The organism is Paenibacillus protaetiae, from assembly GCF_004135365.1.
In the GTDB taxonomy this organism is placed as follows: Bacteria; Bacillota; Bacilli; order Paenibacillales; family Paenibacillaceae; genus Paenibacillus_AP; species Paenibacillus_AP protaetiae.
Map to the genome: position 1 here is coordinate 4,065,266 of NZ_CP035492.1, position 21,944 is coordinate 4,087,209.

19 protein-coding genes and 1 pseudogene are annotated in these 21,944 nt (G+C 53.5%); 17 read left to right on the forward strand and 3 right to left on the reverse strand.

The genetic code is table 11. The features are described 5' to 3' along the window. Positions 1–14: 14 nt before the first annotated feature. From ET464_RS18815 to ET464_RS18825, 3 genes are read left to right on the forward strand one after another with little or no spacing between them, the layout of a single operon-like run. Entirely contained in the window at positions 15–2,738 is a 2,724-nt protein-coding gene (locus ET464_RS18815; RefSeq protein WP_129443580.1) for an alpha-mannosidase, read from the forward strand. A 30-nt stretch (positions 2,739–2,768) separates the two neighbouring features. Next, positions 2,769–3,980 (forward strand): enolase C-terminal domain-like protein, encoded by a 1,212-nt coding sequence (locus ET464_RS18820; RefSeq protein ID WP_129443582.1) that lies wholly within the window; start codon positions 2,769–2,771, stop codon positions 3,978–3,980. A 29-nt stretch (positions 3,981–4,009) separates the two neighbouring features. After that, a complete protein-coding gene (locus ET464_RS18825; RefSeq protein ID WP_129443584.1) occupies positions 4,010–4,867 on the forward strand; it encodes an NAD-dependent epimerase/dehydratase family protein in 858 nt (285 codons plus the stop codon). A gap of 172 nt (positions 4,868–5,039) precedes the next feature. On the opposite strand, the gene ET464_RS18830 is transcribed toward ET464_RS18825, so the two are convergent. Further along, positions 5,040–5,960, reverse strand: a complete 921-nt coding sequence (locus tag ET464_RS18830; RefSeq protein WP_129443586.1) for an aldo/keto reductase — start codon at positions 5,958–5,960, stop codon at positions 5,040–5,042. Positions 5,961–6,118: 158 nt separating this feature from the next. Between ET464_RS18830 and ET464_RS18835 the strand changes: the two genes are divergently transcribed. From ET464_RS18835 to ET464_RS18870, 8 genes and pseudogenes are all read left to right on the forward strand, one after another. Beyond that, entirely contained in the window at positions 6,119–6,508 is a 390-nt protein-coding gene (locus tag ET464_RS18835; RefSeq protein WP_129443588.1) for a MerR family transcriptional regulator, read from the forward strand. Positions 6,509–6,683: 175 nt separating this feature from the next. Next, on the forward strand, positions 6,684–7,088 hold the full coding sequence (locus ET464_RS18840; protein ID WP_129443591.1) for a GntR family transcriptional regulator: 405 nt from the start codon (positions 6,684–6,686) through the stop codon (positions 7,086–7,088). After that, positions 7,085–7,800, forward strand: a pseudogene (locus ET464_RS18845) (ABC transporter ATP-binding protein). Before ET464_RS18840 ends, ET464_RS18845 begins: the two are co-directional and overlap by 4 nt. Further along, positions 7,797–8,561, forward strand: a complete 765-nt coding sequence (locus ET464_RS18850) for an ABC transporter permease (RefSeq protein WP_165280055.1) — start codon at positions 7,797–7,799, stop codon at positions 8,559–8,561. Before ET464_RS18845 ends, ET464_RS18850 begins: the two are co-directional and overlap by 4 nt. Positions 8,562–8,585: 24 nt before the next feature. After that, the gene (locus ET464_RS18855; RefSeq protein WP_129443595.1) at positions 8,586–9,104 is read left to right on the forward strand and encodes a CcdC protein domain-containing protein; all 519 of its coding nucleotides are present in this window, start codon (positions 8,586–8,588) and stop codon (positions 9,102–9,104) included. 132 nt (positions 9,105–9,236) lie between these two features. Next, positions 9,237–10,163 (forward strand): aromatic acid exporter family protein, encoded by a 927-nt coding sequence (locus tag ET464_RS18860; RefSeq protein WP_129443597.1) that lies wholly within the window; start codon positions 9,237–9,239, stop codon positions 10,161–10,163. Positions 10,164–10,506: 343 nt separating this feature from the next. Next, a complete protein-coding gene (locus tag ET464_RS18865; RefSeq protein ID WP_129443599.1) occupies positions 10,507–11,457 on the forward strand; it encodes a transglutaminase domain-containing protein in 951 nt (316 codons plus the stop codon). Continuing rightward, complete coding sequence (locus ET464_RS18870; protein ID WP_129443601.1) at positions 11,436–11,669, forward strand: hypothetical protein; 234 nt, start codon at positions 11,436–11,438, stop codon at positions 11,667–11,669. The genes ET464_RS18865 and ET464_RS18870 overlap by 22 nt, the downstream gene beginning before the upstream one ends. Before the next feature lie 187 nt (positions 11,670–11,856). On the opposite strand, the gene ET464_RS18875 is transcribed toward ET464_RS18870, so the two are convergent. Then, complete coding sequence (locus ET464_RS18875; RefSeq protein ID WP_129443603.1) at positions 11,857–13,011, reverse strand: virulence factor; 1,155 nt, start codon at positions 13,009–13,011, stop codon at positions 11,857–11,859. Positions 13,012–13,185: 174 nt separating this feature from the next. Here ET464_RS18875 and ET464_RS18880 point away from each other — a divergent pair, with 174 nt between their 5' ends. The 3 genes from ET464_RS18880 to ET464_RS18890 all read left to right on the forward strand — a co-directional run bounded on the left by ET464_RS18880 (position 13,186) and on the right by ET464_RS18890 (position 17,356). Next, positions 13,186–14,259 (forward strand): MBL fold metallo-hydrolase, encoded by a 1,074-nt coding sequence (locus tag ET464_RS18880; protein WP_129443605.1) that lies wholly within the window; start codon positions 13,186–13,188, stop codon positions 14,257–14,259. A 215-nt stretch (positions 14,260–14,474) separates the two neighbouring features. After that, positions 14,475–15,539 carry a Gfo/Idh/MocA family protein gene (locus ET464_RS18885; RefSeq protein WP_129443607.1) on the forward strand — a complete coding sequence of 355 codons (1,065 nt, stop codon included), beginning with the start codon at positions 14,475–14,477 and terminating at the stop codon, positions 15,537–15,539. A gap of 194 nt (positions 15,540–15,733) precedes the next feature. Beyond that, complete coding sequence (locus tag ET464_RS18890; RefSeq protein WP_129443609.1) at positions 15,734–17,356, forward strand: ABC-F family ATP-binding cassette domain-containing protein; 1,623 nt, start codon at positions 15,734–15,736, stop codon at positions 17,354–17,356. A gap of 31 nt (positions 17,357–17,387) precedes the next feature. Here the strand turns inward: ET464_RS18890 and ET464_RS18895 are convergent, their stop codons facing one another. Next, positions 17,388–17,621, reverse strand: coding sequence for a hypothetical protein (locus tag ET464_RS18895; RefSeq protein ID WP_129443611.1), 234 nt, complete (start codon positions 17,619–17,621; stop codon positions 17,388–17,390). Positions 17,622–17,752: 131 nt separating this feature from the next. Here ET464_RS18895 and ET464_RS18900 point away from each other — a divergent pair, with 131 nt between their 5' ends. The 3 genes from ET464_RS18900 to ET464_RS18910 all read left to right on the forward strand — a co-directional run bounded on the left by ET464_RS18900 (position 17,753) and on the right by ET464_RS18910 (position 21,905). Continuing rightward, positions 17,753–19,534, forward strand: a complete 1,782-nt coding sequence (locus ET464_RS18900; RefSeq protein WP_129443613.1) for an SgrR family transcriptional regulator — start codon at positions 17,753–17,755, stop codon at positions 19,532–19,534. 140 nt (positions 19,535–19,674) lie between these two features. Continuing rightward, positions 19,675–20,577, forward strand: coding sequence for a cation diffusion facilitator family transporter (locus ET464_RS18905; protein ID WP_129443615.1), 903 nt, complete (start codon positions 19,675–19,677; stop codon positions 20,575–20,577). Positions 20,578–20,885: 308 nt separating this feature from the next. Continuing rightward, positions 20,886–21,905: a C40 family peptidase gene (locus tag ET464_RS18910; RefSeq protein ID WP_244226783.1), complete on the forward strand. Its 1,020-nt coding sequence runs from the start codon at positions 20,886–20,888 to the stop codon at positions 21,903–21,905. Positions 21,906–21,944 lie beyond the last annotated feature (39 nt).

Here is a 21,944-nt window from a genome sequence, read left to right on the forward strand (position 1 = left end):
TGGGATGAGTAAAAATGACTGTTAAGACAGCGCACATTATCGCTCACTCGCATTGGGATAGAGAATGGTATGTTCCTTTCGAGAAACACCGGCTGAAGCTGATTCAGCTTATGGAAGATTTGATTGAGCAGTTTGACCGCAATCCGGAATTTACAAGCTTCCATTTGGACGGTCAATATATTGTATTGGAAGATTACTTGGAAGTAATGCCGCACCGCGCCGAACGGGTTTACGAACTTGTAAAACAAGGCAAGCTGATCGTTGGTCCTTGGTACATTTTACAGGACGAATTTTTGATCAGCAGCGAAGCCAATGCGCGTAATCTGCTGATCGGCATTAACGCATCCAATCAAATAGGCGGTTACGCCAAAGTAGGTTACTTTCCCGATTCGTTCGGCAACATCGGGCAAGCCCCGCAAATTATTAGCCAGGCGGGCATCGACGTGGCCGTATACGGCCGCGGCGTAAAGCCGGTAGGCTTCAACAACCAGATTCAGGAAGGCAACGCCCATACCTCGAAATATTCGGAGATGTACTGGACATCGCCGGACGGCAGCCGCGTGCTCGCGATTTTGTTTGCCAACTGGTACAACAACGGCGTTGAGATTCCGGTTGATCCCGAAGAGGCGAAAGTGTACTGGAAGCACAAGCTTGCCGCAGCGGAGCAATTCGCATCGTCGCCGGATCTGCTGTTCATGAACGGCTGCGACCATCAGCCGCTTCAGAAGGATTTGACCGAAGCGCTGAAGACGGCGAAAGCGCTCATGCCGGATATTGATTTCAAACATTCCAGCTTCCCGGAATATATCGAAGCGCTGAAGCGCAATAAACCGGATCAGCTGGACGAAGTGAAAGGCGAGCTGAGAAGCCAGTGGACGGACGGCTGGATAACGCTGGTCAATACGGCATCGGCGCGCGTGTACATTAAGCAGGCTAACGTGGCAACCCAGACTTTGCTGGAGAAAGTAGCCGAACCGCTGGCCACGATGGCTTATTTGGCCGGAGCTTCCTATCCGCGCCACGAGCTGCTGTACGCCTGGAAGACGCTGCTGCAAAACCATCCGCATGACAGCATTTGCGGCTGCAGCGTGGACGAGGTGCACCGCGAGATGATGACCCGCTTCGCGAAATCGCAGCAAATGGCGGAAGGGCTGGCGGAGCAAAGCGCCGAATTCCTGGCTTCGCAAATCGACACCTCCGGTTTTAAGGCGGAATCGGATCGTCCGTTTGTGGTGATGAATACAAGCGGCCATTCCCGCAGCGGCGTTGTCAAAACAGTTGTTGATGTGGAACGGCTTTATTTTGAAGCAGGCAAAGAGCCGTCTGAATGGTATGAGCAGTTTGCTTCCTATGAGCCGGGTGAGCTGATGGTTGTGGATGCGGAAGGCAACGCTGTGGAAGCGATAATTCGCCCGCTTGGCATCGGGTTTGGCTACGACTTGCCGGATGACCGTTTCCGCCGGCCGTATTGGGCTTATCAGGTCGAAGTGGAGCTTTATGTGCAGGATGTGCCGGGAATCGGCTACCGTTCTTTTGCGCTTACCCGCAAGCAAGGCGCCGGTTCGGCGTCTGATGCGGCGCTGCTGTCGCCGGCGGACCGCGTACTGGAGAACGGGCTTGTGAAAGTGCTCATCGCGGATGACGGCTCGTTTGGGCTGCAGGATAAAGTCAACGGTTATCATTATGAAGGGCTTGGCATTTACGAGGATACCGGAGATATCGGCAATGAATATATGTACAAGCAGCCGGACGGTGAAACGCCGCTGACGACAAAAGGTCTTCAAGCGGACATTACGCTTGTTGAAAATTCGCCGCTGCGTGCCGTTTACCGCATAGAACACCGCTGGATGCTGCCGATTGGCGCAAACGAAGTGCTGGATGAGGAAATCCGCTCGATGGCGCCGTTCCGCTACCGGAAAGCGCAGCGTGTACAGCAGACGGCTGAAGTGAAGCTGGTAACGGAGCTGACCCTGGAGAAAGGCTCGCGTTCTGTCAGCATTGCCAGCACCATCAACAACACCGTGGAGGATCACCGTGTGCGGATGTTGTTCCCGACCGGCCTCCAAACAGATCATGTGACGGTGGATTCCATCTATGAGCTGGCGGATCGTCCGATCAAGCCGGAAGCGGAATGGAAAAACCCAAGCAACGCGCAGCATCAGAACGCATTTGTCAGCATTAGCGACGGCAAAGCCGGTGTGACGGTTGCCAATATCGGGCTGAATGAATATGAAGCGCTGCAAACGGACGGCACGATTGCGGTCACACTGCTCCGCGGCGTGCGCGAGCTGGGCGACTGGGGCGTATTCCCGACGCCGGAAGCGCAATGCAAAGGCGAGCATACGCTCCGCATGAAGCTGATCGTCCATGATGGCAGCGCAGCCGAATCGGGCGCGTACGCGGAAGCTTACCAATTCCCTGTGCCTTGGACGGTACAGCAAACCGGCGTCCATGCCGGCAGCCTGCCTGCCGACCATGAGCTGCTCCGCTGGGAAGGCGAGAAGCTGGCGTTCAGCGCTTTGAAAGTTGGCGAGCTGAGCGACGATTTGTTCCTGCGTGTGTTTAACGTATCCGGGGAGCCGTCCCGCCTGGACGTACAGCCGTCGTTTGCGGCCGGCGTTTACGAAAGCACGATCATCGAGGTTGAAGGGGCATCCGCAGCAAGCGGAGCGAACGGAACATACAGCGTAGAAGCCGGGCCGGCCAAAATTGTGACGGTGGGCATCAGAAAAGCCTAATGTATTGCAATATGCAGAGGGAGTGCTGAAATGGCCAAAATCAAGCAAATCAAATGCATTCGTACAAGGCATGACGGAAGCTGGACCATTGTGAAAGTGATCACGGATCAGGATGGCCTGTACGGCATCGGTTCGGCCAGCGATATGTATCAGCCGAAGGCAGTAGTCAGTGTCATTGAGGAGCTTCTTGCTCCTCAATTAATTGGCCGCGACGCCAGCCAGATTGAGGATATTTGGCAGACGATGTACACAAGCGGTTATTGGCGCAACGGCTCGACGCTGCATACAGCCATGAGCGGTATTGATATGGCGTTATGGGACATTAAAGGCAAGGAAGCGGGAATGCCTGTTTACCAGCTGCTTGGCGGGGCTGTCCGTTCGGCTGTGCCGATTTACGGCCATGCCAACGGCCATACGTACGAGGAGCTGGAAGAGGATGTGATCCGCTTCAAGGAGCAGGGCTACCGGATTATCCGCGCCCAGCTCGGCGGCTACGGCGGCGGCGGTTTTGTGGATGGCGGCGTCCGGTCGTTGTTCCCGCCGGCCAAGCAGTTTGACGAAGCCAGCTATATCCGGTCCATACCGGATATGTTTGAGAAGCTGCGCGTCCGGTTCGGCTCGGAGCTGGCATTTACGCATGACGTCCATGAGCATTTGACGCCGTCCGGCGCTGTGGCGCTGTCCCGCGAGCTTGACCCGTATCAGCTGTTTTTCCTCGAAGATTTGCTGCAGGTCGAACATACCGAATGGTACCGCCGCGTCCGCGAGCTGAGCTCTACGCCGCAAGCCATCGGCGAACTGTTTGTTCATCCGCAGGAATGGCTGCCGCTCGTCCAGAACCGGCTTATCGATTTCGTCCGGATGCGTGTTTCGAAAGCCGGCGGCATTACGCCATGCCGCAAAATCGCCGCCGTATGCGAAGCGTTTGGCGTCCGAACGGCATGGCAGGAGGGCGGGGAGAACGATCCGGTCAACCAGCTTGCTTCGGCGCATCTCGATATGGCGATCATGAGCTTCGGCGTGCAGGAAAGCAATCATTTTAAAGCGGAAGAAAAAGAAGCGTTTCCGGGGCATGCCGTATTGGAAGGCGGATACTTGCATGTGAACCATCAGCCGGGACTTGGCATCGATATTGATGAAGAGAAGGCGGCGAAGCTGCTGCAAGGCGGGGCGGTATCCACCTCTTACCACCGCCCGTATATATTGGACAGAAAGCCGGATGGGACGCTTCTTCGTCCATAACATAACGGCTGCCAAGGAGGAAGTGAGCGATGAATACGATTCTTGTGACGGGATCAGAAGGAAAGCTTGGCCGCTTTGTCGTTAACGATTTGGCCGAAGCCGGATACCGGGTTATTGGAACCGACAATCGGCCGGCGCAAGGCGGTCGCCGTTATTCCCGGTACGTGCAGGCGAATTTGACGGATCTTGGCGAGGTATACGGCATTGCCGCAGAAGCGGATGCCATCGTCCATTTGGCGGCGGTGCCGAATCCGATCAATTTTTCGCCGGAGCGCATTTTTCATAATAATATGATGTCCACTTATAACGTCATGGAGGCTGCCTCCAAGCTTGGCATCAAGCGGGTCGTAGCCGGCTCAAGCGAATCGGCGTACGGTTTTTGCTGGGCGAAACATCCGTTTGCGCCGGACTATTTGCCGGTGGATGAAGCGCACCCGCTCCTGCCCCAGGAAAGCTACGGCTTGTCCAAAGGGCTGAACGAGCTGACCGGCGATATGTTTGCACGCAGAACCGGCATGGAACTGTTCATGCTCCGCTTCTCCTTAATTGTTGCGCCGGAAGAATATGAACGCGAAATCGGCTATTTTGCCGATACGGCGAGGCATCATCGCATCTTGTGGAGCTATGTGGATGCACGGGATGCAGCGTCCGCCTGCCGGCTTGCGCTCACCGCTCCATTGCCGCGGGCTGATGAAGCGTGCCGTCTGGGCATTACGGCAAGCGATCTGCTGAGCGGCACTGATTTGCAGTCGCTTGCGGCCCAATATTATCCGCAGCTGCCGCTGCCGGAGAAGACGCCTGGAGCGCTTGTTTCCAACAAGCGAGCCGGTGAGGTGCTGAACTGGCATCCGGCTTATTCGTGGCGGGATGCGGCAAGCGCAAAATAACGCCTTGGCGTAGAACAAAATACGGAGCAGCTGCCGCCGGCAAGGCAAGCTGCTCCGTATTTTCGTTAGCTGCAGCACTTTCCAATCGGTTAATGGCAAAAAAAACGGCAAGATCTCCTGCCTGCACGCAAGAGATTTTGCCGTTTTGGTCCCTAGTTGTTATGAAGCCGGCTTAAGGCACGATTTTGCCGGAAGCGCGGTAAATGCCGTACCATTCTTCGCGGGTCAGCGGAATTTCCGAACCTGCCGCGCAATCTTTCAGGCGCTGTACATTCGTTGTGCCGGTTACGACCTGGATATTTGCCGGATGGCGCGTAATCCATGCAACGGCAATCGCCGTATTCGAAACGCCGTATTTGGCTGCGATTTCGTCGATCTTCTGGTTGAGCTCCGGATACTGCTCCATGTCGCCCAGGAACGGACCTTCAAAGAACCCTTTCTGGAACGGGGACCATGCCTGCAGCGTAATGTCCTTCAGGCGGCTGTATTCCAGCACGCTGCTGTCGCGGTTGATCGCCTGGTCGATGTTCATATTGAGCGTAATGCCCGAATCAATGACCGGCGTATGTGCGATGCTGAGCTGGATTTGGTTCACGACCAGCTTTTGCTTCACATATTTTTGCAGCAGCTCGGTTTGCGCCGGGCTAAAGTTCGATACGCCAAAGTAACGGACTTTGCCGCTGCTGTGCAGCTTGTCGAACGCTTCGGCGATTTCTTCCGGTTCCATGAGCGTATCCGGACGGTGCAGCAGCAGGACGTCCAGGTAGTCGGTGTTGAGGCGCTGCAAAATGCCGTCGGCGGAAGTTAAAATATGTTCTTTGGAAAAGTCAAAATATCCGCCGCGGATACCGCATTTGCTTTGCAATATCATTTGCTCGCGGATGGAATCGTTCATTTGGATCGCTTCGGCGAAATGCGTTTCGCACTTACCGGCGCCGTAAATATCGGCGTGGTCAAAAAAATTGATGCCCTCTTCCAAAGCGGTGCGGATAAGGCGTTCCGTATCGGATAACGAAAGCTGGTTAATGCGCATATTCCCCATAATAATATTGGATGCGCGAAGGTCTGTGTTTGCAATTTGAATCGTTTTCATAATACCGTTCTCCTTTCAAAACTTTACTGGAAGACAAGAACACAATAAACTATTATTGAAGCTCGAACAGAGCAAATCCTTTAGTTTATTGCCGGACAACTTCACGATACCCTATAGAGTAGGCTCTAGGTCAACAAAAATTATCGGAGGCGAACAGGATGAGCTACACGATATCGCAAGTAGCCAAAAAAACGAATTTATCGATCCATACCATCCGATATTACGATAAGGAAGGACTGTTTCCTTTTCTTGACCGGGATAACGGAACAAGAGTGTTCCATGACCAGGATGTGGAATGGATTGATTTAATCAGCTGCCTGAAGCATACCGGCATGCCGATTAAAGAACTTCGCACCTTTACCGAATGCTGCACAAGCTACGAAATGCTGGTGGAGCGAGGGCTTGCCATCCTTTCCAGGCATCGTAACAATGTGCTGAAGCAAATCGAAGAAACGCAGCGGAGCTTGGAGACGATTGATTATAAGATCAAGCATTTGCCGCAAATGTACAAAGAAAAGTTTGCGGCAAAAGAGCGGCTTCCGGTGTAATATGCATGTTCATTTTTAAGAGCATCCGTCACGGATGCTCTTTTTTAGTATGCAAAAATTGGCGTATGTCATCCGCCGAAAAAGATGGATGCTTCTATTGTATTAAGTGTATTAAGTGATATAATACACTTAAATCACATAAACAGGATGCGAATCTCGTATAGGAGGAACGGCTGTGGAAGATAACAAGGCTAAGTCTATCCGGTTTCATATCGATTTCAGCCAGCCGTTATATGAGCAGGTATTGGATCAGGCAAGAAGTGCCATCGCTAAAGGAGAGATTGCATTGGGAGAGAAAATGCCCTCGGTTCGCGAGCTCGCACAAGAACTTAGAATGAATCCGAATACGATTATGCGCGCATACGCGGAGCTCGAGCGTGACGGCTTGACGGAAAAACGGCGCGGGCAAGGGACGTATGTAACTTCCTCGCAGGAGAAAGTGTTTTTTTTCCGGACTACGATTGCGGAGAAATATATTGATCAATTTTTGGCCCAGATGGAGAGCCTCGGGCTGTCATGGGACGATATACAGCGTTATGTGGAAATGAACAGAAGCAGAAAAGGAGAGGACCGGTTATGAGCGTAAACCCGATCATTACCGCCGCCGGAGTTACGAAGCGATACGGCCACAAAACAGCGCTGCAGCAGTTTGATGTTGCGATTCCGGAAGGTACGATTACAGGCATACTAGGGCCAAACGGCTGCGGCAAATCCAGTTTTTTTCGAGCGGTAACTGGTTTGATCCGCCCCGAAGAAGGGAGATCACGGTGCTGGGCGGCAAGCCGGGCTGGGCGTTGAACGGCCAAATTGCTTATTTGCCCGATCGGGCGCGCTGGTATCCGAACCATACGGCGCAGCAGGCATTTGAATGGGGGGCATCGTTTTTGCCCGGCTTTGAACCGGATGCTGCGCATAAGCTGGCTGCGTATATGGATGTCGACCTGGGGATGAAGCTTGGGGCGATGAGCCGCGGCCAGGAAGCGCGGGTGCTGCTTATTTTATGCCTGGCGAGAAATGTTCCTCTGCTCGTGCTGGATGAACCGTTTGCCGGTATCGACATTTTGTCGCGGGAAGCAATTATTGCAGGGATGCTGGACCGCCTGGAGGAGCGCCGGCAAACGGTGCTGATCAGTACGCACGATATTGCAGAGGTGGAAGGCATGTTTGATTACACGGTCATGATGGATAAAGGGCGCGCCATCTGGTCCGGAGATACCGAACGGCTGCGTGCCGAGTACGGCTCGATCCAGCAAGTATTCCGCAACATGTATACGAAGGGGTGGAAACAGTGAACTCGTCCAATACGATGCTTCAGCTTATACGGCATGAGCTGAAAACAAGAGGAAGCAGAGGCCATGCGAACAGCCCCGCTTCCGTCAAATATGCCAAACGGGTCTATGCCATTGCGGCCCTTTTGATCTTAGGCGCTTTTTTTGCATACAACAGCTATTCCGATGCCGAGAAAGTCGTGGGCTTCTGGTATGTGACGATTGGCTTCCCGTTTATTGTGCTGTTCAGCGGCTTTCGTCTTATAAGAAAGGAATGGGACTGCGGCACATACGGCTTCTGGCTTGCGATGCCTTATTCCAGTCGCAAGCTGGCTGCGGCCAAATGGGCGGCCGCCTGCTTATTTTCGCTGTACCTGGTTGTATTAAGCCTGGCTGCGCTGACTGTCTATTCCCTTATTATTGCCGTCACAGTCCCTTCTTTTACGATGGAGCATTGGCGGGCTTTTATGGAGGCGGGCACAAGCTGGCTAATTATTATCGTCGGATTTACCCCTGTTCTAACGGCGGCAGGCCTGCTGCTGGCAAGCTGGAGGTACAGCGTTTGGCGGTTTGCTTCCTTGCTGCTGTGGATCGTAGCAGTCAGCGCCACAAGCTTGTTGTATTCGTTCGCTTCCGATCCATTTGATCGGTTTACGGAAGGATCGCAAGCGCCGTGGTTTCCCCATCCGCTGCTAATTGTTGCCGCGATGGCTGCAAGCTGGTTGGTCAGCTACCTGTTTATGCGGACAGCCGCTTATTTGCTCGAAAATAAACTTCTTTTATAAATCGAAAATACGGAGGGCATGACCATGAATCATACAGGAGCTTCTATTATTTCTTTTGTAGCAGCAGCCGCTATTATCGGGCTGATTGTATGGCGCAGAATGGGGCGGAACAAACGTCCCGTTAAAGGAGAAGGCTACGGCTTGCTTTATCCGCTTGCTTATATCGTCATCGTGTTTGGGCTGGCTGTATCGCAGCTCGTACGCCTGCCGGAAGACAAGTTTGAGTGGCCGGCGTCGTGGGAACTTCTCATCGCAGCGCTGCTCGGCGTATTGTTCGGCACAGTTATGCTGTACCAGACAGCCTACGAAAGAAGGACGGACGGGCACATCTATCCGAAAGCTAACAAAAACTTGAAATATATATTTATCGGCATTATTGCGATCCGCATTGCGCTTACTCAATACTTCAGCGGCATGAATACCGGCGAGTTTTCTTTGCTGGCCATGGATATGGCGCTTGTATATATCGGGATTTGGCGAATCGGCAGCTTTATCAAATTCCGCAAAGTAAAAAACGGCCCTGCAGCACGCATTCTTTCCTGAGCGGCGTCTGAGGCGGGCTGGGCTGAGCGTTATCCGGAAAGCTGCAAAACCGGAACAGGACAAAATCCGGAATTTGGCTTACAATAGGGAACGTAAACGATACGATATTAACGACATAGGCGGTATACAGCTATGAGAATCGGTTTCCGGACACTCAAAACAGCTGCAGGCGTCAGTATTTCCGTATTGATCGGCCAGCTTCTGCAGCTTGAATATTTTACGGCAGCAGGCATTTTGACACTGCTTTGCATTCAAAAGTCACGCAAGCAATCGATAAAAGCGGCGGTCAGCCGCTTTTTGGCGTGTTTGCTTGGCTTTATCATTTCAACCGCGCTTTTTGAACTGATCGGCTACCAGCCGTATACGATTTTAGTACTGCTGCTGTTATTTATTCCTCTTGTTGTCGCGCTCCGCATCCAGGAGGGCCTCGCCAGCAGTTTGGTTATTATGATGCATGTATATATGAATAAGCAGATGGAACTGTCGTTTTTTTGGAACGAGCTGCTGATCGTGCTGATCGGCCTTGGCGTCGCGCTGGTTGTGAACTGGTACATGCCCAGCATCGACAAGACGCTGCTCCGTTACCGGGAAGAGGCGGATCAGCAGATCGCTTCGATCTTGCATGAGATTTCCAATTACTTAATGAAGGGCGCTACCGATTGGGACGGGCGCGAATTGCTCCAGCTGGGCGATACGTTAAATAAAGCGCGTGCCCTGGCGCTGCTGAATGCGGAAAACCATACGCTGCACAAAGATGACACCTACATTACTTTGTTTGACCAGAAACGGCAGCAGCTGCAGCTGCTGGAGGGGATGCTGCCGATGGTATCCCGCATTACGGCCCAGATGGAGCAAAGCAGCAGGATCGGCGGATTCGTGGAGCGGCTGAGCCTCTGCTTGCGCGAAGGAGAGCCAACCGGCGGGCTGTATGAAGAGCTGAAAGAGATCAGGCAATATCATAAGCAGCTCCCGCTTCCGGAAAGCCGTGAAGAATTCGAAAACCGGGCGAACCTGTTCGGTATGGTGAATGAGCTGGAACGGCTGACTGATACATTGTAAAACCATTGAACGGGCCGGGTGCCCCTTTGCTAACAGGGTTCGCAAAGCGAACCAACAGCAAAGGGGCATTTATGCTTTTCCGCCCAAGTGCCACCGGCGGAGGCGCATATAATGGACGGAAAGCAAAAGGAGGCATGCCCGGCGGGAGTGTCCGTTTCGCCCTGCGGCTCGCACGGTTGTTTAACGCATCCGGGGGGCCGCTTGCGGGGCATGTACAATCAAATCGAATGAAAGGGCTTTCCCTCGCCTATAATGGAATATAAAGCTTTTGTTAATGGAAATAAGCGGTGGGGGATAAGCGCCCGGCACTGCTCATGCCCGTAACGGAACAGGGGGCGTAAATATGGCGAAACACCGATTGGCCAAATGGGCGGCGCTCGCCGCCGTTGCAGCTTCAGCGATTGGATGGAGCGGGCAGGATACGATCCGCGAGCATGTGCTTGCAGCCCGCAGCAATGAACAGGCAGGTTTTGCCGATCCGGAGGAGACGTTGGCTTCAGAATTGTATGCCGGATTTGCAAGCGGGGAAAGCAGCTTTGACATGACGTACGCTGGAGACCGGAAGAAACTGGCTGACGAGCTGCCGGCTAAAATAAAAGAAGCCATTGCCAAAGACGACTATATCCGGTATACGCTTGCTTCTTATGTGTATACGATCCGCAGCGCCGGCGGACGCTCGACGATACATGTGGAAGCCCGGTACCGGGAAACCAAAGCGCAGACTGCTTATGTAAAAGCGCAGGTCAAGCAATGGATAAGCCGGCTCGTGAAACCGGGCATGAATGATCATCAGAAAGTGAAAGTGATCCATGATTGGATTGTGTCACATGTAGAATACGATCAGCAGCTAAAAAAATATACGGCTTACGATGCTTTAACGTCCGGCTACGCGGTATGCCAAGGTTATTCGCTGCTTGGCTACCGGATGCTGCAGGAAGCGGGGCTGACGGCGCTTATCGCCGAAGGCAAAGTAAATACAGGGGATCATGCGTGGAACATGGTGAAGCTGGACGGCAAATGGTATCACCTTGACCTGACTTGGGATGATCCGGTTGTGCATCAGCCGCCATCCGCCCGAAAGCCAAAGATACTATCCGCTACACCTATTATTTGCGGACGGATGAGCAGCTTGCTAAAGATCATTCCTGGACGCTTGTTTATCCGGCGGCCGATACAAGCTACGATGATACGCTCCAATCGCTCATGCGGCGCGGAACGGCTGCTAACCAGGCTGCCTATGCCAAGCTGCGGAACGAGCTGGGGCTGCAGTGGATGGATGCGGAGCATACGATAACAAACGTTCCGCAGCTGACAGCCCGGATTAGGCAAGCGCTGCGCAGCAATGTTAAGCAGCTGCAGTTCCGCTATTCGGCGGGGACGCAGCTGCGGGAAGATTTGCGTAAAGCGGTCGCCGGACTAAATGAGCCGGCCGGTTATTCGGCTTCTTTTGAACCGTATGGCACAGATGGTTCCATGCTTGTTACGCTGGAGCTGAAAAAAGGATAGCCCGGCCGCTTCCGTTCAGACGATAATGATGGCGAGCCGGATAAGCAAAAGGCACAATGCCCGTTCGACGCGCGTGACGCGCGCAGGGGCATTGTGCCTTTTTGGCATATCATAAACACCGCGGGCCGCTGCATTTATGAATTTGCAGCAGGGCCAGGTTATATAAGGCGGCGTTGTCCGATTACGGTCACTGGCCGTTTTCGATTTCGCGGTTTCGCGCCGCCGTCATTTGCTGCCAGACGGAACCGGCCGCTTCTTCGCCGCGTTCAATCCGCTCAAGCGCGATCTGCGCCTGCAGCCGAATCTCGAACTCTTTGTCCTGCGCCGCCACCCGCAGCGCTTCGACGGCGGATTCATCCCCCGCTTCATACAGAAAACGCGCAGCGCGCCAGCGAACAAGCTTATTTGGATCGGCGAGCGCCTCGATCATCGGGCCGGTTGCCGCCGGGTCGCCCCAGTCCGACAACGTATCTCCCGCCGTTCTTCGGACGGCGGCTGAAGAATCTTTTAACGCCTCGAACAAATACGGCATCGCCTCCGGCGTGCGCAAATCGCCCAAATAAACAACAGCCAGCCGCCGGATCGACATATTGTCGTCCTTGAGCGCGCGTGCAATCAGAAGCAAATCGTCCGGCTCCGGCGACAGCCGGTCAAACGCCGCATAACGCAGCTTCCAATCCGCCGCTTGAAAAGCTTCTTCGACTTCCGCGCCTGTAAGCGGAGCGGGACGGGCAGGCGCTGCCGCCGCGGCGGGGTCTGCCCCATGCGCTTTGGCGTCTTCGATAAGCGCCTGCAGCCGCTCGCTTGGATAAGAGGCTTCCAGCTCTTTGACGACCTCTGCGGCAATTTCTTCAAGCTCGCCGTAACGGATGCCGAACTCCTCCAGCTTTCGTTCCCGGATCATCGTGGCTCCGGCCGCTTCGGTTACTGCATCCGTGAAAGCTTGGGGCAATGCCGACCGTACCTCGCGGTCGCCCGATTTGACGCGCACCTGAATCGGAATGCCGCGGTACATCTGCACAAGCACATGCGCTTCCCCGAAGCTGTTGTCCGGTCCGGCCGCCGTGCCGTCTGTTTCTTCGCCGCCGCCTTGCAGCAGCTGGCGGGCTTCGCTTAATATGGCTGCCCAATCCGCGCTGGATATGCGGTCCAGCGCGATAAAATCCGCCGTCCGGAAGACGCTTCGCACGCCTTCAATGCCAAGCAGGCTCCGCAGCGGCTCCGGCGCGCTGGCCGCTTCTTTCACCGTGTACGACTGCCGAACGCCGCGCGGCAGCGTTTCATCTATGTTAAGTTTCATGGAGTTGGGGCTTGGGGTTGGTTCGATATTAATGAGCTTCATCCAGAAATACCTCCGTTCAATGAAATAAAAGTTGTTCTAATCTCTAGTTTACATGAAATTGTCCGGCTGCGCGAATAGCCCGAAAACATGCTTTCGGGAAACGATATCGGGTTTGCTTTTGCCTTCGCCCAGTTGGTATCTTTATGCTAAGACCTATGGTAAGGAGGGAGCAATATGAATTCCAGCCGTTATGGCAATTATGATGCCGTTGAACAGCAAAATTCGTTCAAGCAGCTGAAACGGTGGAGGAAAGAGAGAATCCGCAAGCTTAAATATAAGGATTATTCGTACCGTGTGCCGTGCGCAAAGCCGGACGTCCGCTATTTGCAGAGCAACCGCAGCGATCCTTCCTTGACCTGGATTGGCCACTCTACTTTTCTCATTCAGCTGGAAGGGTTGAATATCGTTACGGATCCGGTATGGGCAGGCACGATGGCTTTTCAAAAAAGGCTGTCCCGCCCCGGGTTATCAATGGACGAGCTGCCGCCGGTGGATATTGTCCTCATTTCACATTCCCATTACGATCATCTAAGCATTAGCGCATTAAGGAAGCTGCCGGGCCCGAAGAAGCTGCTCGTTCCGGCGGGGCTGGGTTCGAAGCTGCGGCGGAAAGGGTTTAACGATATAACGGAGCTGGACTGGTGGGAGCATACAACGATAGGGACGGTAATGTTTACGTTTGTGCCTTCCCAGCATTGGACGCGCCGCAATCCTTGGGATACGAACCGTTCGCATTGGGGCGGCTGGGTTATGGAGCCTGTACAGGCGTTCCGCGAAGCTGCGGCGGCCGTTGCCCCTGCGTCTGCAGAGCTGCATCCGCAGACGATAGAAGCGGTTCCGATGTCTGCGGAGAAGGCGGCTTCCCCGTCATCGGATACAGCCGTCTCCCGGCCGGCCGTGGCGGAGGCGCCGGTTATTTATTTTGCCGGAGACAGCGGTTATTTTCGCGGGTTTAAAGAAATTGGCCGGCGAAAGCGGATAGATGTGGCATTGATGCCGATTGGCGCTTATGAGCCGGAGTGGTTTATGGGGCCGCAGCATGTGACGCCCGAGGAATCGCTGCAGGCGTTCGAAGATGTGAAAGCCGAATGGTTTGTGCCGATGCATTACGGTTCGTTTAAGCTGGCCGACGATACGCCGCGCGAGGCGCTGGACCGGCTCGAGGCAGAACGCAAGGCGCGGGGCATTGCGCCGGAGAAAATTGCGTTGCTTGCGCACGGGGAGACATGGCGGCTGGCGGGCAGCTAACGGCCGGGCGAAGCGGCAAGAACACATAACGAATAAACGGCCGTTATCGGCAAGCCATGACAAACTTGTACAACACAATAGCAAATAAGCAGAATGACGCGCAGGCCGGCAAGCAGGTATACTGATCATAGGTACTGGAACCAACCGACATTGACAAATAAGCCGATAAAAGCCGTCTGAAGCCGGCATTATCCGCAATCCGGGGAGATCTGACTATGAGCCAACAACCTATTCGTATCGGCGTTATCGGCGCGGGAGCTATCGGTAACGTTCATATTCAAACGTTTAAAAAAGTCGAAGGAGCCGAAATCGTTGCGATTACGGACGCTTACCTGCCGCTTGCGGAGCAGCGTGCGCAGGAGCATGGCATTGCGGTGGCGGCAAACCCGCAGCAGCTTTTTGAAGATCCGTCGATTGACGCTGTTATCGTATGCGTTCCGAACCAATATCATGCGGAACTTGCTATCGAAGCATTGCGCAGCGGCAAACATGTTATTCTCGAGAAACCGATGGCGATCAATTCAGAAGCCGCTCTGAAGATCGTAGAGGAGCAGCGCAAAGCGGGCAAAATCGTAATGATTCCGCATCAAATGCGCTGGGGCGGCCTTGCCCGCGCTGTGAAGCAGCGTATCGACAACGGGGATTTGGGCCGGATTTATAATGCTAAAACCAGCTATATGCGCAAAAAAGGCATTCCGGGCTGGGGCTCGTGGTTTACGCGCAAAGATCAGGCAGGCGGGGGGCCGCTGATCGATATCGGCGTGCATATGCTGGACTTGACCTTGTATTTGATGGGCAATCCGAAGCCGGTATCGGTATTTGGATCAACCTATGCCGAATTTGGCCCGCGCAAGCAAGGGCTTGGCACATGGGGCACGCCGAATTGGGACGGCTACTATGATGTAGAGGATTTGGCTTCCGCTTTGATCAAGCTGGACAACGGCGCAACTTTAGCGCTGGATGTCAGCTGGGCCGCTTTCTCCGGCTCGATCAGCGAAGAGCCGTCCGTCCATCTGATGGGATCGGAAGGCGGCGTATCGATCGTTGGCAATGCCGGCACATATGTCACCTACGAGGATGACAAGGTCGCGGCCAGCGAAATTACGGCGGCGGACGAGGAAGAAGACCGCGTATTGCTCAGCCGCCATTTCGTCGAGTGCGTGAATGAAGGCAAAGAGCCCATTACATCGGCGATGTCCGGGTATACGATCAACCGGATTCTCGACGCGATTTACGAATCGTCCCGTACAGGCCATGAAGTGAAGCTGAACTGGGATTAATGAAGACCGTATGTGCGGTATAAGCCGGCCGCGGGCGACTGCCAAGTCGTCCGGCCGGTTTTTATTTTTGCAGCAGCAGGCGAAAATAGGCCATGAACGGCTTTTAAACAGCTTTTGGGCGTACGTTTGCGCGCCAACCTATGCTATAATGATTCGAGATATGATTGTTTTTGAAGAAGGATGGGATAAATTACATGATCAGTACAAGTGGCATAACGCTTCGTTACGGGAAGCGCGCGCTTTTTGAAGATGTAAATATTAAATTCACGCCGGGCAACTGCTACGGCCTCATTGGCGCGAACGGAGCAGGCAAATCGACGTTTCTGAAAATATTGTCCGGTGAAATCGAGCAGACCAACGGCGAAGTGCATATTACGCCGGGCGAGCGTATGGCCGTGCTCAAGCAGAACCATTACGAGTATGATGATTTCCAAGTGCTCGAAACGGTTATTATGGGCCATAAGAAATTGTACGACGTAATGAAGGAAAAGGACGCACTGTACGCCAAAGCCGATTTTACCGATGAAGACGGCATGCGCGCAGGCGAGCTGGAAGCGGAATTTGCCGATATGAACGGCTGGGAAGCGGAATCGCAAGCGGCTGAAATGCTGAACGGCCTTGGCATTACGCCGGATTTGCACGATAAGAAGATGGCGGAGCTGGACGGCAACGAGAAAGTCCGCGTCCTGCTGGCGCAAGCGTTGTTCGGCGAGCCGAACATCCTGCTCCTTGACGAACCTACCAACCATTTGGACATGGAATCCATCAAATGGCTGGAAGATTTCCTCGCCGATTTTGAAGGCACCGTTATCGTAGTCAGCCATGACCGTCACTTCCTGAACACGGTTTGTACGCATATCGCCGACATCGACTTTGGCAAAATCCAAATGTACGTAGGCAACTACGACTTCTGGTACGAGTCCAGCCAGCTGGCGCTTCAGCTGCAGCGTGAGGCTAACAAGAAGAAAGAAGATAAAATGAAGGAGCTGCAGGCGTTTATTCAACGCTTCAGCGCCAACAAATCGAAATCGAAGCAGGCGACTTCGCGTAAGAAGCTGCTTGATAAAATTTCGCTGGATGATATTCGTCCTTCGAACCGGAAATATCCGTTCATTAACTTTAAGGGCGAACGTGATGCCGGCAAATCGATCCTGCTGATCGAAGGGTTGACGAAGTCGATCGACGGCGAGAAAGTAATCGACAACTTGACGCTGACGATCAACAAAGGCGACAAAATCGCATTTGTTGGTCCGAACGGCTTGCCGAAAACCGTATTGTTCCAGCTGCTCATGGGCGAGCTGGAGCCTGATGCCGGCAAATACCAGTGGGGGGTTACGATTACGCAGGGCTACTTCCCGAAAGACAACTCCGCTTACTTCGACGGCGTTGACCTGTCTCTTGTGGAATGGCTCCGCCAATATTCCAAAGACCCGGATGAAACGTTTATCCGCGGTTTCCTGGGACGGATGTTGTTCTCCGGCGACGACGGCAACAAGAAAGCAAGCGTATTGTCCGGCGGCGAGAAAGTCCGTTGCATGCTTTCCAAAATGATGCTGAGCGGCTCGAATGTGCTGCTGATGGATGAGCCGACCAACCACTTGGACCTCGAATCCATTACGGCGCTCAATAACGGGCTGATTGATACGGACTGCACCGTATTGTTTACCTCGCATGACCATCAGTTCGTGCAAACGATCGCGAACCGCATTATCGAGATTACGCCTAACGGCGTGATCGACCGGATGACGACGTATGACGAATACCTTGAAAATGAAGAAATTAAAGCGATCCGCGAGCGCATGTACGCGGTGAACTAATCACTATGAATTCGCCGCCCCGGCCGCTGCATTAACGGCTGGGGCGGCTTTTTGCCGTTCTGGGCTTCAATCCGAGCAACTGCCGGAATCGCTGCAGCGGACGCAGCTGTTTGCCGGGCAGTCCGTTTGCGTTCCGAGCGGTCTGCTCAGCTTGCGGCAGCAGCTCGTCATCGTAAATAATGAATTCGCCGGCGTTTACCCGGCTTTTCATTTCCAGTTCCCGTAGTTCATGGAGCTTTTGTGCGGTATAATGATTATCCATCATGGAAGTTTCCTCCTTAACTGCCAAAAGGCGCTTCGGACCGCCTTTTGCTCTCATTATGGAGTCATTATAAAAAGGGAAAAAGAGTAGATTCATTCCGGTTCATTTCCTCTTTTAGGAGGTTAACGAAAAACATGCAAACCTTGGAACGGTATTTTACACTGTATGAGCGGTTCGGCAAGGAAAGCGCGCCCGGGACGCCTTGCGAGGTTTCGCTTGGCCAAATCGCGGAAGCTTTATTTTGTACGGAACGCAATGCCAAACTTATTGTGAGAAAACTGTCGGATGAAGGTTTGATATGCTGGCAGGCCGGACGTGGGAGAGGCAACCGCTCCAGACTGACGTTTAAGCAAGACCGGGCGGAGCTGCTTCTCGTTGAAGCCAAAGCATTCGCCGAATCCGGCGAATATAAGAAGGCATTCGAGCTGCTTCGATTATATGGCGGTTCTACTGGAGCCGGAGAACGTTTTTTGGAGTGGATGAACGGCCGTTTCGGCTTCGGCAAAGAACAGGCGGAGGGCAGGGATGTGCTGCGGCTTCCCGTCTATGAGCCGATTCTTACGCTTGATCCGGCGGAAGCTATGTTTTCGCTGTCTGGCCATCTGGCTATTCAGCTGTTTGACCGGCTTGTCCAATATGATCATGAATCCTGCAAAATTGTCCCGGCGCTCGCCCACTATTGGGAAAGCGCTGCAGACGGGCGCGAGTGGACGTTTTATTTGCGCAAAGGCATTCCGTTCCATAACGGCAAGGAACTGACGGCAGCGGATGTTGTGTTTACATTGAACCGGCTGAGAGGGAAAAGGAACAGCTGGATTGTCCGCTTGGTGGAACAGGTGGAAGAGCTTTCTCCCCGGGTGGTTCAAATCCGCTTAAGCAAGCCGAATCGGCTGTTTTTACGTTTTTTGTGCTCGGTCAGCATGTCGGTTTTGCCGCTTCATTTGGCCGGGCAAACCGAAGAGCAGTTTTGGCGGCTGCCGGTTGGCACCGGGCCTTTCCGGGTGGAGCGCAGAAGCGACGAGCGGATTGTGCTGCAAGCCAACGCGCATTACTACTTGGGGCGCCCGCATCTCGACAGCGTGGATATCGTTGTAATGCCGCAAGCGGCGAAACGCCCTGAAACATGGAGCTGGCAGCAACTGCTGCGCGAGCCGGATCAGCGGGAGGTTAAACCGGAGAACAGCTGGGCGAAAAAAGAGTCGGAAAGCTGCTGCACGCTGCTGCTGACCTGGAATATGAACAAGGAAGGGCTGCATCAGCATGCCGCGTTCCGGCATGCGGTCGACAGGCTGCTGGACCGGACGGCAATGGTGGCGGAGCTGGGGCCGAATCGCGCTTATGCAGCGGAAGGTTATTTTTATAACGGAGCCGGCAGCAGCTGCAGCCGTGATGAAGAAAATAGCGGCGAAGTTCCGGCTATCCGGGAACTGCTGAAGGAAGCGGGCCATGATGGAACACCGGTTACCCTGCTTACTTACAATTCGCATGAAGCGGAAGCGAAATGGATGGTGCGCCGGTGTACGGAAGCCGGCATTCCGATGCGGATCGAAGTCGTTTCCATTGATAAGGTCCATGAGGCGCTGAGCGGCGCGGACGCCATTATGCATGCGATTGTTTTCCCCGAACAGGAGGTATGCCTGATCGAAAATTACGAACAAGAGGGCAGCTTCTTTAAAGAATATCAGCCCTCAGGCTTCCTGGAATGGATTAAAGCGAAGATTGACCAGGCAATCGGGCTTGAGCCGGCAGCGGAACGCCAGGCAGCGTTTGCGGCGATTGAGAACCGGCTTAAAGCGGAGGCCAGAGTATCCTTTTTGCTGCATACGAAGTTTTATACGAATTATCATTCTTCCTTTAAAGGGGTTGGCTTTAACCAGAACGGCTGGGTTGATTTCAAGGATGTTTGGCGGGCTTGAGCAGCTTATGCCGTGCATTTCCATTCCAAATGTTGCATAAGTGCATAAAAGCGCGCACTTGGTAAACACTGTTTCTCTAGACCCACTCGGGTTGTCTAAGGTATGATACGGCTAACCTTATCAGAAGGCAGGTAAGTTGCTTGAATCCATACGATGAAATTAAACGAGGGGAAAAGGGAGCCTGGGTCAGCATATCGGCTTATTTGGTTTTATCTGCGCTTAAGCTGATCGCCGGCTACTGGTTTGCTTCAGGCGCGCTTGTGGCGGACGGCTATAACAACTTGACCGACATCGTCGCGTCGCTTGCCGTCCTGATTGGGCTGCGCATTTCGCAAAAGCCGCCTGACAAGGACCACCGGTACGGCCATTTCCGTGCGGAGACGATAGCGGCGCTGATCGCCTCTTTTATTATGGCGATGGTCGGCATTCAAGTGCTGATCAGCACGATCCAGAAGCTGATCGCCGGGAACGAAGAAACGCCTAATGTGCTGTCGGCCGTCGTTGCATTGTTTTCGGCGGTTTGTATGGGCGGTGTATATATTTACAACAGCAGGCTGGCTAAACGCATCCAGAACGCCGCTCTTCAAGCAGCGGCGAAAGACAATTTATCGGACGCTCTGGTCAGCATCGGAGCGGCGATCGGCATATTTGGATCGCAGCTTGGCCTTCCGTGGCTGGACCCGGTTGCCGCGCTGTTTGTCGGAGCGATCATATGCAAGACGGCATGGGAAATCTTTTATAGCTCCACACATGCGCTCACCGACGGCTTTGACGAATCGGAGCTGATGACGCTGCGCCAGACGATTGTGGATACAAACGGCGTCAAGCTGATCAAAGACATGAAAGCCCGTGTGCACGGCAGCCAGGTGCTGCTTGATGTAATTGTCCAGGTCGACCCGATGCTTACGCTGGTTGAAAGCCATACCATCAGTGACGAGATTGAGCGGAGAATGAAGCAGAAGCATAATATTATGAGTGTCCATGTCCATGTGGAACCGCTTGCTGCTGCTGATACGAATGCCGCTCGGCCTGCTGGTAAGTAATGGGCATGCTGGTATAAGTCCTATCCGGTAGGACTTTAGACATATATGGCTGGAACGGTTTCATTTTCCTTTCGTAATACTGGAAAAAAACCAGCCGTGCCAATGTTTTGGCATGGTTTTCCGGCAAAAGCGCCTTCCTTCGGGAAGGCGCCTTTTTTTGTTCAACGCTCCAGAAACAGGATGAATTGGACCTAGTCTGGCGCCTGGCCATTTAGGCATATAGGTCGATGCTCCTGCCGCTTAAAGCCCCCTACAATAAGAAGGAACGATCATGGACAAGCATAAAGGAGGCGCATCAATTGCACAAAATGATGAAGCGAAAGGCGATTACGCTTGGACTTGCGGCAACGCTTTTGTTAAGCACAGCGGCTGCGGCTATTCCGGCGGAGGCGGCATCTCAGACGGCTAAAGTGGTCTATGGAGTTAATTTCCGCACAGCACCATCCTCATCGGCATCCGTAATCCGCATGCTGAAAAAAGGGGAAACATTAACGATTATTGATAAGGTGAACAGCTCCTGGTATCAGGCTGTTGATCAGAACGGGGCAACAGGCTATCTGTCCACTTCGTCCCAATATACGGCGATTACGTCCAGCCCGGCTTCTTCTTCCGGGACGACGGCAACGATTAAAAAATCGGTTTCATTCCGGACAGGCCCTTCCACTTCAAGCTCCGTAATGCGTTATTTGAAGGCGGGCGAGGTGGTACAAGTATTATCGCAGCCGAACAGCTATTGGTACCAAATTGCCGACAGCAGCGGCAAGACGGGTTATGTAAGCACTCAAGCGCAATACATAACGCTCGGCGGGACGCTTGGAAACAGTTCCGGAAGCGGCAACGGCTCAAGCAGCAGCGGCAATGGAAGCAGCGGCGGCAGCGCGACCGCAAGCGCCAAAGCGGAAGCGGTCATTGCGGCTGGCATGAAATATTTGGGTACGCCTTATGAATACGGTTCGAGCCGGAGCAATACGGCGACATTTGACTGCTCCGATTTTGTGCGGCAGTCGTTTATCGACGCGCTTGGCCTTACGCTGCCTGCCGATTCGGCATCCCAAGGCGCTTATGTGAAAAGCAAAGGCCACGCCGTAACGGACTGGCATCAGCTGAAACGCGGCGACCTGATGTTTTTTGGCGATTACAAAGGCACAAGCAAATCGAGTTACGCGAACGTCAATAAAGCGACGGCCAAAGTGTCGCATGACGGCATCTATTTGGGAGACGGCAAAATACTGCATACGTATTCCGTCGAAAGCGGCGGCGTTACGATTAGCAGCATCGCCGGAACCCATTGGGAATACCGCTTCCTGTACGGCGGAAGCCCTTTGTAAACCTGCGCTAACGATTAATAAACCTCCAGGCTTGTAAAG